The 12,083-nt window shown below is 34.7% G+C and carries 13 protein-coding genes and 4 pseudogenes; 14 read left to right on the forward strand and 3 right to left on the reverse strand.

What is annotated here, in order from left to right:
* Positions 1 to 2 precede the first annotated feature (2 nt).
* The 3 genes from JCM21714_RS08305 to JCM21714_RS18290 all read right to left on the reverse strand — a co-directional run bounded on the left by JCM21714_RS08305 (position 3) and on the right by JCM21714_RS18290 (position 1,774).
* Positions 3 to 476, reverse strand: a complete 474-nt coding sequence (locus JCM21714_RS08305; protein WP_200868441.1) for a TVP38/TMEM64 family protein — start codon at positions 474 to 476, stop codon at positions 3 to 5.
* 120 nt (positions 477 to 596) lie between these two features.
* Entirely contained in the window at positions 597 to 1,364 is a 768-nt protein-coding gene (locus JCM21714_RS08310; protein ID WP_052000476.1) for a glycosyltransferase, read from the reverse strand.
* A complete protein-coding gene (locus tag JCM21714_RS18290; RefSeq protein WP_158413490.1) occupies positions 1,334 to 1,774 on the reverse strand; it encodes a glycosyltransferase in 441 nt (146 codons plus the stop codon). Before JCM21714_RS18290 ends, JCM21714_RS08310 begins: the two co-directional genes overlap by 31 nt.
* A 245-nt stretch (positions 1,775 to 2,019) precedes the next feature.
* Here JCM21714_RS18290 and JCM21714_RS08315 point away from each other — a divergent pair, with 245 nt between their 5' ends.
* The 14 genes and pseudogenes from JCM21714_RS08315 to JCM21714_RS24710 all read left to right on the forward strand — a co-directional run.
* Positions 2,020 to 2,886, forward strand: a complete 867-nt coding sequence (locus JCM21714_RS08315) for a glycerophosphodiester phosphodiesterase (RefSeq protein ID WP_439644450.1) — start codon at positions 2,020 to 2,022, stop codon at positions 2,884 to 2,886.
* A 302-nt stretch (positions 2,887 to 3,188) separates the two neighbouring features.
* Entirely contained in the window at positions 3,189 to 3,359 is a 171-nt protein-coding gene (locus JCM21714_RS21185; RefSeq protein WP_235182701.1) for a hypothetical protein, read from the forward strand.
* Positions 3,360 to 3,396: 37 nt separating this feature from the next.
* Positions 3,397 to 3,540 (forward strand): hypothetical protein, encoded by a 144-nt coding sequence (locus tag JCM21714_RS21190; protein WP_235182702.1) that lies wholly within the window; start codon positions 3,397 to 3,399, stop codon positions 3,538 to 3,540.
* A 144-nt stretch (positions 3,541 to 3,684) separates the two neighbouring features.
* Positions 3,685 to 6,421 (forward strand): annotated as a pseudogene (gene cas9 / locus JCM21714_RS23920) (type II CRISPR RNA-guided endonuclease Cas9).
* Complete coding sequence (gene cas1, locus JCM21714_RS21205; protein ID WP_235182705.1) at positions 6,411 to 6,953, forward strand: type II CRISPR-associated endonuclease Cas1; 543 nt, start codon at positions 6,411 to 6,413, stop codon at positions 6,951 to 6,953. The pseudogene cas9 and the gene cas1 overlap by 11 nt, the downstream one beginning before the upstream one ends.
* Entirely contained in the window at positions 6,937 to 7,317 is a 381-nt protein-coding gene (locus tag JCM21714_RS21210; RefSeq protein WP_235182706.1) for a CRISPR-associated endonuclease Cas1, read from the forward strand. The genes cas1 and JCM21714_RS21210 overlap by 17 nt, the downstream gene beginning before the upstream one ends.
* On the forward strand, positions 7,310 to 7,630 hold the full coding sequence (gene cas2 / locus JCM21714_RS08330; protein ID WP_235182707.1) for a CRISPR-associated endonuclease Cas2: 321 nt from the start codon (positions 7,310 to 7,312) through the stop codon (positions 7,628 to 7,630). The genes JCM21714_RS21210 and cas2 overlap by 8 nt, the downstream gene beginning before the upstream one ends.
* Before the next feature lie 370 nt (positions 7,631 to 8,000).
* Positions 8,001 to 8,294: an AbrB/MazE/SpoVT family DNA-binding domain-containing protein gene (locus tag JCM21714_RS08335; protein WP_052000478.1), complete on the forward strand. Its 294-nt coding sequence runs from the start codon at positions 8,001 to 8,003 to the stop codon at positions 8,292 to 8,294.
* 12 nt (positions 8,295 to 8,306) lie between these two features.
* Entirely contained in the window at positions 8,307 to 8,612 is a 306-nt protein-coding gene (locus JCM21714_RS08340; protein ID WP_268748324.1) for a type II toxin-antitoxin system PemK/MazF family toxin, read from the forward strand.
* A gap of 262 nt (positions 8,613 to 8,874) precedes the next feature.
* Positions 8,875 to 9,171: a hypothetical protein gene (locus JCM21714_RS21215; protein ID WP_235182708.1), complete on the forward strand. Its 297-nt coding sequence runs from the start codon at positions 8,875 to 8,877 to the stop codon at positions 9,169 to 9,171.
* 17 nt (positions 9,172 to 9,188) lie between these two features.
* A pseudogene (locus JCM21714_RS24705) lies at positions 9,189 to 10,201 on the forward strand (DEAD/DEAH box helicase family protein); the annotation flags it as partial.
* 29 nt (positions 10,202 to 10,230) lie between these two features.
* Positions 10,231 to 11,118, forward strand: a complete 888-nt coding sequence (locus tag JCM21714_RS08350; RefSeq protein WP_035723357.1) for a restriction endonuclease subunit S — start codon at positions 10,231 to 10,233, stop codon at positions 11,116 to 11,118.
* A 32-nt stretch (positions 11,119 to 11,150) separates the two neighbouring features.
* Positions 11,151 to 11,867, forward strand: a pseudogene (locus JCM21714_RS21230) (DUF1186 domain-containing protein); the annotation flags it as partial.
* 84 nt (positions 11,868 to 11,951) lie between these two features.
* A pseudogene (locus JCM21714_RS24710) lies at positions 11,952 to 12,044 on the forward strand (SEC-C metal-binding domain-containing protein); the annotation flags it as partial.
* Positions 12,045 to 12,083 lie beyond the last annotated feature (39 nt).

Here is a 12,083-nt window from a genome sequence, read left to right on the forward strand (position 1 = left end):
TACTATAACCATAATATGATTTGGCGAAAAATCCATTCAAGCCCAAAGCTATAGATCGTAATAGGTAAAGGTTTACCAACTAAAATAATCGATATAAATTTTAAATACTTCATCTTCGTAGTGCCAGCAAGGAAGCATAAATAATCATCAGGAGCAATCGGTGAAAAAATAGCTAGTGTGAAAAGAAAATCAAAACGACGATGATTGACCCATTCTTGATATTTAAGACGAACTCTTTTGCTCACTAAAAAGCTAATAAATGAAGTGCCATAATTTCTTGCTATACTATAGGTAGCTATTGATCCAATGCAGATACCGATGTAGTTATAAATTAAGCCATATATTGGTCCAAATATGAGAATTCCGCCAAGACAACCAATGGCACCAGGTACGACAGGAAGAATTACTTGTATAATTTGAAAAATAATAAAAAGTATAGGTGCCCAAATGCCGAATTTTTCAAAAAAGGTTTCCAACGCCCTTTCAGAATAAAAGATATCTTGTTGTAATCCATATATGATGAAGAGGACGGAGATGAGTAAAGTTAATATAGTAAAAAAATGCCACAATAGCTTGATTATCTTTTTTTTGTTCATTTAAAATACGTATTCCGTTTTCAAATAGTATTCTGCTATCGTATGGGCATATATACCTTCCATTTTGATAGCAAATGTTTTGGAAGAGTAGTCGCGAATTGCTCCCTCCTTGGCATTTAATGAAAATTTTTGATAGAGTAATGGATTAGTTAAGAGTGAATGTACAGCTTTTTGAAAATCGGTATAGTCGTTATACTTCCAGCCATTTTTCCCGTTTGATATAACGTTCTCCAAACATGGATCGTTTTTACATATTGCAGGAAGTCCGCATGCCAGTGCCTCTATATAGGTTAAACCTTGTGTTTCACTGTTGGATGCACTGACAAACAGATCAGCAATCTGATAATAAGAGACAATATTTTCAGGCTTGATTAATCCAGTGAAAACTACTTTCTTCTCAATTGATAGATAGGAGGAATATTGCTGTAAATCATTGCGATGTGGTCCATCTCCAACTATTAATAATGTCAATTTTGGCGTGTTTAATTTGGAAAAATAGTCTAAAACCTCTTCTATATTCTTTTCCTTTGCAAGTCTGCCGACAAATAGAAGAATCTGGTGATCCTCGGGGATATCTAATTTTTTAAGTAAAGATTGTTTTTGATCAGGGTGAAAATCTGCTAGAAACGGCTTTAAATAAATACCCGTAGGAACAACGTGTACATTTTGATTAACGCCGTAGCTATTTAATAGTGATTGCACCTTTTTTGTGGGTGCAATGATGCAGGAAGCATGTTTTAATACTTTTTTGCTAAATAACGCCACCATCGCTTTTCCCCCCATTTATGAGTAGGAGAAAAATAGTGTGTGTAATCTTCGTATACCGTATGGTACGTATGAACAATTGGAATATTTATCGTTTTAGCAATCTGTTTTGCAATTCGAAAAGTACTAAATTCACATTGGCTATGGATGATATCCGGTTGCCACTTAATCATTTCCTCTAAATATGAATGATGGGTAGATAATGAAATTCTTGCTCCAGGATATATTTTCCCCATACTTAAGGAACTCATGTAATATATGTCACTTTCTTGGAAAGATTTATTAGTAGTCGACAAGGTTAGAACGCGCACATCATGTCCGAGAATCTGTAATTCTTTTCGTAAATTCACAATAGATGTAACCACTCCATTAATAACAGGAATATAACATTCCGTTGTGATTAAAATTTTCAATGGTTTACCCCCCCATGTTTGTGTCATGGAAACAATATGCATCCCTGTATCAAAATAGTATAAAGAATTATCATTAAGGAAATATAAAATTGTATTAAATATTTGTTAATTTTTAATTTTTGCTAAGAATGGTGTATTTCTGATCTGTGACAGTTTTCATTATGTATAATGAATAATTGGAGGTGGGCTCTTGTATGAAAAGAAATCTTAGATGGATACTAGCGGTAATTATATTCTTGAGTGCTATGGTTTATTTTACATCTTTAACCAATTCAAAACAAGTGCAGAATGTAAATAATTTGAATCATGAGGAATCTGCTTCCCTGCTATCTCCGGAACGAATAGTAAATATTGCACACCGTGGAGCATCTGGACATGCGCCAGAGCATACAATCCGTTCCTATGAGTATGCAAAGAAAATGGGCACGGATTATTTAGAGATCGATCTACATATGACTGCAGATGGCGAGCTCGTAGCCATTCATGACCAGAAGCTTCAACGTACAACTGGTTATGATGGGTTAGTTAGTGATATGTCATTACGAGATTTAAAAAGGTTAGACGCAGGCTCTTGGTTTAATCAGGAGAATCCCAAATTAGCGAACCCCGATTTCGAAAAAATGAAGATACCTAGCTTAGCTGAGATTTTGGATCAATTTGGGACAGAGGTCAATTATTATATTGAAATTAAAGCACCATCTGTGTATCCAGGTATGATCGATGAACTGCTTGAAACATTATCGTTTCATCATTTGTTAGAAGAAAATAGGAGGGAAGGCTCTGTTATCATTCAGTCCTTTAGTGCGGCAAGTTTAAAAAAGGTACATCAATTGGATGCTTCCATACCTTTAATTCAATTATTGCATCAGAAACAACAGAAATTGTCTGAAGTTGATTTTGAAGAAATAGCGCAATATGCAATTGGTGTTGGAGCGCCTTATCAAGCATTGAATCCAGACTTAATCCATAAAATAAAAGGTACTGACCTTCTAGTGCATGCATATACAGTTAATCAGTCAGAAGAAATGGAACAGTTATTAGACTGGGGGGGTGTGACAGGAATCTTTACTGATTATCCAGATGTGTTAGCGGATATTTTGGAGGATAGATAGAAGGGATGAATGGGTTTCTTTTAGCGTATGGAGATTCATTGGAACTAATACTTTTCACTTGTTTTTTTTACAAATAAAACCAATATGGTGTATAATAGAATCGTGAGTTAGGGAACTCACAGATCATATCGTACTAAGGTTTATAGGAAGTTACTATGGTAAGGCTTTTTTAAGCCGAGGCGTTGGGGGGGATCGCCTTATCGGATCATCCGGCTTCTCCCCCGTTAAAATGACTAAAGTAATTTAGTCATTTTTTTCATATATAAAGAAGTAAAAATTATCCTTAGTTGGGAGGGAGTACATTGAAATATAATATTGGATTAGACATAGGTGTAACGTCTGTTGGTTGGGCAATTATCAATATAGATAAAAACAGACTCGAAGATTGGGGAGTTAGATTGTTTGAGGTGGCAGAAAATCCTAAAGACGGGTCATCATTAGCAGCCCCCGAGACGAGAAGCACGCTCTTCTAGAAAAAGATTGAGAAGACGGAAACATCGCGTAGAAAGAGTGAAAAATTTTATCTTATATAGTAACTTACTACAACCGCAAGAAATAGAAGAATTGTATCCGTTAACACAAGATGATGGAGATGTTTGGTTATTACGCAAGCTAGGAACAGAACAACTTCTGTCTGATCGTGAAGATTGCTAGAATTTTGATTCATTGCGCAAAGCATCGTGGTTATCAATCAAACCGTAAAAGCGAAGAACAGGAAGAAGAGTCAGGAAAGGTTCTATCAGCTATCAAAGAAAACCATGAATTGATGACCGAAAAAAATATCGGACTATATCGCATATGCTCGTTGATGAGGAACGTCCATATCGTAATAAAGATGGTGACTATTCAGGTGTGTTATTGCGTTCAGATATTAAAAAGGAAATAGTGGCTATTTTTGATAAGCAAAGAGAATTAGGTAATCCTTTCGCCAGAGATGAACATCGAGATCAATACGTGAAAATATGGGAGTCCCAACGTCCATTTGCTTCAAAAGAAGATATATTCGCGAAGATCGGTAATTGTTCGTTGGAGAAAAACGAAAAAAGAGCACCGAAGGCAACGTATTCATTTAGTAAGTTTCGGGCATTAGATAAACTTAATCGGTTACATATTATTAATGATTCTGTTAATAAACAAAAGCTTTCTTTTGAGGAAAGAGAGTTAGTAATGAAGAAAATTTTTAGTAAGCAAAAAGCAACTTATCATGATATTAGAAAAACACTAAAACTATCCGATGATGAGAAGTTCAGTGAAGTTTATTATGATGAGCAAGAAACATTAGCGAAAAATGAGAAGATAGACTTTATTTCGATGAAAGAGCAATATGAGATCCGACAAGTGATTAAAAAAGAAGTTGGTAAACAGCAATTAGATGAATTATCTCCAATTGATTTTGATACTTTTGGCTATGCATTAACGGTTTTTAAAAATGACGAAGACATTCGTGACTATTTAAAAAATGAATTTATTACGAGTAAAAAGAGACCGATGAAGAATCTAGCTAATAATCGTTATGACGATGAACTTATTGAAGCATTATTAAAATTGTCTTTTTCTAAATTTAGTCATTTGTCGCTAAAGGCACTTGATAAAATATTACCTTTCATGGAACAAGGGAAATATTATACAGAGGCTATAACAAATGCAGGCTATAATCTGCAAGAAAAGAGAGATTTACCTAAACAAAGACTATTACCGGTTATTCCTGAAGATGAAATACGTAATCCTGTTGTAATGAGAGCGCTAACGCAGACAAGAAAAGTACTAAATAGCATGATAAAAAAATATGGTTCTCCTCATCATCTTTATATTGAATTAGCGCGTGAAATGGGTAGAAATCATAAAGATCGCAGGGATATTGAAAAGGCATTTAATCATAACCGAGCAATAAATGAAGAGGCAAAGAAAGAAATTAGTAATTTAATGCCAGGGAAATCAGATATTACAGGTCATGATATTCTAAAGATGAAATTATGGCAAGAACAAAGAGAACGTTGTATGTATTCGCGGCAACCAATTACAACAGATCGGTTATTAGAACCAGGTTATGTTCAAGTAGATCATATCATTCCTTATAGTAGAAGTTTTAATGATAGTAATCATAACAAAGTGTTAGTGCTATCTGATCAAAATCAAGGCAAGAAAAACAAGACACCATATGAATGGTTTGGTTATGATGAGGATAGATGGAACGATTTTTGCACATATGTGGATAATCTGCCTATTACCAGAAAGAAAAAACAACATTTAAAAAACAAATCATTTACAAGAACGGAAGAGGAATTTCGTGATCGTCACTTAAACGATACAAGGTATATCACCCGATTTTTGAAAAATTATATAGAAGAAACATTACATTTTGACAGTAAATCGAAGCAAAATGTTTATCCGGTCAATGGAGCTTACACAGCAGTATTACGGAAACGATGGGGGTTTTAATAAGGACCGAGATGAAAATAGTTTACATCATGCTTTGGATGCGGCGATCGTTGCGACTAGTAGACCGTCCCAGCAAAAAGTAAGTGAATATTTTAAACAACATGAAGAGATGTGTAAACAAGCACTAAAAAAAATGAATATTAGGTTTCCGACACCATGGAAAGGGTTTGTTCGTGAATTAAGAACCCGCTTGATTCAAGATCCTGAAAAAATGAAAGAGTTAGTGACCATTAACAATTTGTATGAAGATGATTCTAATTTTCGTGAGCAGGTAAAGCCGATTTTTCCATCGTGGATGCCTAAACGTTCTGTGAAAGGACAAATTCATGAGTCTACTTTGAGAAGTAATAAGGGCGAAACAGAAGAAGGGTATACACTTGCTGTCACGAAAACAAAACTAGAAAAAATCCCATTTGATAAGCAAACTGGACATTTTCCAATGTATCGTAAAGAAGATGATATGAAAACATACAACGCTATTCGTGAGCGTTATTTAGAGTATGAAGGAAATGTGCAAAAGGCATTTGCAGAACCACTGTACAAACCGTCGAAAAATATAAGTAAAGCACCTATCATTCGATCCGTTAAGATTGAAGAGAAGAAAAGTCTTTATGTATCTGTGAAAGAAAGCGATAAGACAATAGCCTATAATGCAAGCATTGCTCGCACAGATGTTTATCAAGACGTGAATACGAAGAAGTATTATTTGTTGCCTGTTTATGTAGCAGATATAAAGCAGGGGGGGAATAGGCCTAATCGGTTTATTACAGCTTTAAAACCATATAAAAGTTGGATTCAGAAAGATGATCAACATCAATATCGATTTAGCTTGTTTCCTAATGATTTGGTTTATCTACAGCTAAAAAAGAGTAAAAAAACAAAAATTGCGAAGAACAAAACTGTGGACTGGCAAAAAGGCTATTTTTACTTTAAAGGAGTTGATAGTGCTACAGGAGCCATATCAATCATAAAAAATGATCATAGTTTTAATGACAGAACAGGGGGGGTACAGTCTTTACTTGTTTTTGATAAATATAATATTACACCAATAGGCGATTTGCAAAAGGTGCAGAAGGAACTAGCTTATGGCTTATAGACATATTGTCATACGCAATCCTGCTAAGTTATCTGTGAAAAATAAACAGTTAGTGATCAAACAAAATGATAGTATACAAGTACCATTAGAGGATATTTGCACTCTAACAATTGAAGATCCAGCTATTACCCTAAACGGTGTTTTATTAAGCGAATGTGCAAAGAATCATGTGGAGTTAATTGTTTGTGACCAAAAAAGAATTCCAAATGCTATTTTACAACCATTTCATCAGCATTCCAGACAAAGGGTCGTACTGGATATGCAATATAGCTTGTCCAAGCCTTTTAAAAAAAGAATCTGGCAAAAGGTGGTGCAATCTAAAATAGAAAACCAGGCAAGATGCCTAGAGCTAGCCTATTTGTCAGTTCAAGCAGATACTCTTTATACAATGGCGAAACAAGTGGAGTCAGGTGATAGGACAAATAAAGAAGCTTATGCTGCCAAGTATTATTTCATAAAATTGTTTGGGGGGGAACATTTTACAAGAAGAAGAGATGATCCCCCAGAATATTGCTTTGAATTATGGATATAGTTTAATCAGATCATTAGTAGCAAGGGCACTTGTGCGTTATGGTTTTACACCTTCGCTTGGAATCTTTCATGATAGTCAAACGAACGCTTTTAATCTAGCAGATGACTTTATGGAACCGTTACGCCCTTTTGTAGATATTACGGTTGCTCATTATGTGAGGGAAGATTCTGAATGGAATAATAATATGAAAGAGAAATTGTTTAATGTACTAAGCTATAGTTCTTATTGGAAAGGTGAAAAACAAAGTATTACAAATGGAGTGGATTGGATGGTCAAAAGTTATGTAGCTGCATGCCGTAATGGTGATACTAATTTTCTGGTATTACCAGAGTTAAAATCCTTGGAAATGCATGCGTATGAGTAAGTTTATGAGAATTCTAGTATTTTTCGACTTGCCGGTAGTTTCCAAGCGTGAAAGAAAAGCATATACGAAGTTTCGGAGATTTTTATTAAATGATGGTTATGTAATGCTTCAATATTCTGTTTATTACCGAATCTGTAATGGCGAAGAGGCAGTTCAAAAACATATGAAACGACTGCACCAAAATATACCTCCTGTAAATGGAGCAATAAGAACATTGAAAGTTACAGAAAAACAATTTGAGAAGATGGGTATACTTCTTGGGAAAGCATCTCCTAACGAAAATATAGATTCAAAAATAACAGATTTTTTCTAAAAAAAGCTTGCAGATGCAGGCTTTTTTATTGAAACTTTAAATTTTTTATTAAGAAAAGTAAAAGTATTTCAGTTTTTGAAATAATTAAAATGGTTTTTAGAAAAGGAAAATGCCGTAACCCCCCCTTGATATAAAAGGGGTTACGAGGGAAATATCATATCATACCAAGATTTACAGGGGGGGAACTATGGCTTTGTCAGTAGAGTTTCTGCAATACATAGTAAAATCATATCATACCAGGAGTTAAAACTATAATAACAGGATAATTATCTTTAATAGAGCAAGATTATACACTACATCTAAAAAATGAGTATAAAATTTTAAATAATGTATATACATATAGTATACACTACTCTGTGGAGGTGATATAATGGAGACAAATAATAAGAAGAAAGGAGATGCAGAAATGACGACAAAAGTTCAAAAATGGGGGGGAAATAGTTTAGCCATTCGAATACCAAAACAAGTTGCAAGTGAATTTGACTTGGATAAGGGTTCAGATCTTGAAATAGAAATTTTAGATAATGCGATCAAATTAACTCCGACAAAAAGGAAACCAACACTAGAAGAAATGATGTCTAAAATAACACCTGAAAACCAACATGAACCTATTGATTGGGGGGGAAACCGGAGGGTAAAGAACTATGGTGAAATATATACCTAAAAAAGGGGGGATATTGTATTCATGAATTTTAATCCCCCCCAATTCGGACATGAACAAGCTGGCCATAGACCGGCTATAGTTATATCGTCGCAAATATTTAATAAAGGTACATTTTTGTTTGCTTGCCCTATTACAAAGCAAGAAAAAGGATATCCATTTGAAGTAAAGCTACCAAGGAAGCTTTCTGTTCAAGGAGTTATTTTAGCAGATCAACTTAGAAGTTTAGATTGGCGACCTCGTAACCTTACCTTCAAATGTGAAGCCCCAGTTGAAATTATAGAAGAATGTTCTCATATTATAAATGAAATTTTAAAATAATGTAATTGAATCACATCCTATTATTTTACTTTTTTATTATAAAATGTTAAATACATATCATAAGGCTATATAGGGGGGGAACTATGGCTTCATAACATATATATATGCAGATTACAAGCACTTCCCAAAACAAGGATTATCCATTAAAATAATACATATATACTATTACTCTGTGCGGAGGGATCATGATGACAAAAAGTAATTTTTACTTTCTAGAAGACAGATGGCCGCCCTTGGTAAATTCCGTTTGTTTGCGGAAACAATGACAAAATACATATTAGCGTTTGAAGAAGTGGACGAGCCATATGGCATGAGCCAAGTGGATCGACTCCGTTTACTATATCAGGAACAGGTTTTATCACGTTCTATCAATGAGTTATTTCAAATGATCAGAATGTCTGGAAACAAAGCAACACATGAAGCATTATATGGAACAGTTGAAGAAGCTAAGATAATTCATCGAACCGCCTATCAATTAGCCACATGGTATATGGAAGTGTATGGAGATTGGAATTTTGAAGTGCCCCCCCCTATCAAGACCCAGAAGATTCTCAATTGATTTCTTCAGAAGAAGTTAATGAGCTTACCCAACAATATGAAGAAAAGTTAGAGGCAATCGAACAAGAACTTGCAAAAATTCGCAAGCAGCAAACGACAGTGGAAGCGGATTCTAAACAAAAAAGAACACAAACTGCCTATACACTAGCTGCCAAATTAGAGCAGACCGAAAAACAAACGAGGAAATATATTGATCAACAACTCGCGCTTGCAAATTGGAAAGTGGACACTGAAACGATTCGTTATGCAAAAGGGGCTCGTCCGAAACATGGGGAAAATAAAGCGATAGCCGAGTGGCCGTTAAAAGGTCGTTATGCGGATTATGCATTATTTATTGGCATGAAATTAATCGGAATAATTGAGGCGAAAAAGGAAAGCAAAGATGTTTATTCTACGGTATCCCAAGCAAAGGACTATGCAAAGCTAGTCGTTCAAAAAGGTGAGGAAGAAATTTTTGAGCCATGGGGAGATTGTTTTGTGCCGTTTCTCTTTGCCACGAATGGTAGACCCTATCATAAGCAACTGGTACTGGTAAAACGAGAATGGCAATTGGTTTAATTTACCGGTTGATTAAATCCGGCAGATTCAACCGAGTGCTTTTCTTGGTTGACCGTAAAGCATTGGGAGAACAAGCGGAAGCCGCCTTTAAAGATAGCAAAATTGAAAAAGAAGAAACTTTTTACCAAATATATAACCTGCAAACATTAGAGGATAAGGTACCGGAGAAGGAAACAAAGGTACAAATCGCAACCGTCCAAGGGATGTTAAAGCGTTTATTTTCTACTGATGAGAAATCTAAATTAACGATTGATCAATATGATTGTATTATCGTCGATGAAGCGCACCGAGGATATACCCTGGATCGTGAAATGAGTGAGTTTGAAATGAAATTCCGCGATCATCAGGATTATGTCAGTAAATATCGCCAAGTATTAGAGTTTTTTGATGCGGTAAAAATAGGATTGACGGCAACACCTGCATTACATACAAGAGAAATATTTGGGGGGGATCCCGTCTACAATTATTCCTACTCTTTGAAAAAATTGATCAAGCACAACGGTTGATTAAAGAAGTGAAGGATTCACTGGAAGCAAGAAGAGCTAGTGTCCATTCAAAAGCATTTAATGGAGAGTTGACTGCAAATTGGAGGATGCGAAACACTTATGGTGAAAATGTCGATACATGGATCTCAACTTTTAGAGAGAATAAAAAGAAACGAAAATTTAAAAATCAATTAGATGAAAGTATCTTAAACAACTTATTTGTCTTACCTAAGGAGTGGCGGTGGATACGGCTTAACGAATTAATTAATGCTTCAACATACGGAACATCAGCTAAGGCAAATGATGATCATTCTGGCGTACCTGTTCTAAGAATGGGAAATATAGTAGATGGGTCTATTAAATTCACAAATCTGAAGTATTTACCTCAAGGACATGGAGATATAGAAAAATTAGATTTGGAAAAAAATGATTTACTCTTTAATCGTACAAATAGTTATGAATTAGTGGGTAAAACGGCAAGAATTGATAACGAATTTGAGAATGATGTAACCTTTGCATCGTATCTTATTCGAGTAAGATTAGTAGAAAAGGATATATTTGCTCCCTATGTTACTGAATATATTAATAGCCACATAGGCAGAAGAATTTTGTTATCGATGGTAACGCAACAGGTGGGTCAAGCTAATATTAACTCTCAAAAATTAGCTTCGTTACCAATACCTGTTCCCCCTAAAAAAGAGTTAATAGTTATTTCTAATTATCTAAGTTCTTTAAAAGAGAAAGAAAATCGATTAAAAGAAATTATGAATTTAGAAAAAGGTACAGCCCAATTAAAACAATCTATACTCAACAAAGCCTTCCGCGGTGAGCTTGGTACAAATGATCCTTCTGAGGAAAGTGCGTTACAATTATTGAAGGAAGTGTTACAAGCAAAGGTTATTTAATCTCACTCTTAAAGACAAAGGAGCTCGAAATCATGAGAGAATTAATTGAGAAAATTAGTTTTATTGAAAAAGGCAAATTTCCAAAAAAGGAATTAGAAGAAATCATAGCAAATAAGGAAGAAGCGATTCCTGAGTTATTACAAGTTATTGATCAATTTATAGATGATCCCAGTATTACTTCGGATAATCAAAACTATTTCGGGCATCTTTATGCATTCTATCTACTTTCTCAATTTAGGGAACAAGCATTGTTTCCTAAATTTATGCAAACATTACATTGGTCAGAAGATGAATTAAATTGGACTTTAGGCGATTTCCTTACAGAAGGTAGTGGTAGAGTACTAGCTTCCGTTTATAATGGTGATCTAGATGCGCTAAAGGAATTGTTAGAAAATGAAAATGCCTATGAGTTTGCAAGAGGTCAGGCAATATCTGCAATAACGATACTAGTACTGCAAGAGCAGTTGGATCGAGAAGAAATTTCAGCCTATTACCGTCAACTATTAAAAAGTAAGAGGATGACATCCTATTTATATGCAGATCTAATTGCTTCTGCATGTGATTTGCATTTGGAAGAATTAGTTCCAGATATTCAATGGGCCTATGAAGAAGGGTTAGTAGATTCTGGCGTAATTGATTTAAGTGATGTAAAAGCTGAAATGGCAGAAGCTGAAACGGCAAAATTAGAGTATAGCAAAAGCGATATACATAATAAATACATTGATAATACCATTGAAGAATTACAAGGGTGGTATATCTTTAACAAACACAAAACTACAAAGGCGAAGTTACCCAAAATACCTAAAAAGAGTTTGAAAATTCCCTCAGGAAATAAACCAATTGTTAAAAATCAAAAAATTGGTCGCAATGATCCATGTACTTGTGGTAGTGGGAAAAAATATAAAAAATGCTGCGGGGTATCTTAAACTAGGGTCTGATTAATGTTCCAGAGATCTACCTTCTAT

This window comes from Gracilibacillus boraciitolerans JCM 21714 (genome assembly GCF_000521485.1).
GTDB lineage: Bacteria > Bacillota > Bacilli > Bacillales > Amphibacillaceae > Gracilibacillus > Gracilibacillus boraciitolerans.

Bases quoted from the DNA above. Each gene is read 5' to 3' on its own strand.
- cas1 (WP_235182705.1), top strand. From the start codon at position 6,411: ATGGCTTATAGACATATTGTCATACGCAATCCTGCTAAGTTATCTGTG.
- cas2 (WP_235182707.1), top strand. From the start codon at position 7,310: ATGAGTAAGTTTATGAGAATTCTAGTATTTTTCGACTTGCCGGTAGTT.
- JCM21714_RS08310 (WP_052000476.1), bottom strand. From the start codon at position 1,364: ATGGTGGCGTTATTTAGCAAAAAAGTATTAAAACATGCTTCCTGCATC.
- JCM21714_RS08335 (WP_052000478.1), top strand. From the start codon at position 8,001: ATGGAGACAAATAATAAGAAGAAAGGAGATGCAGAAATGACGACAAAA.
- JCM21714_RS08315 (WP_439644450.1), top strand. From the start codon at position 2,020: ATGGTTTATTTTACATCTTTAACCAATTCAAAACAAGTGCAGAATGTA.
- JCM21714_RS21215 (WP_235182708.1), top strand. From the start codon at position 8,875: ATGACAAAATACATATTAGCGTTTGAAGAAGTGGACGAGCCATATGGC.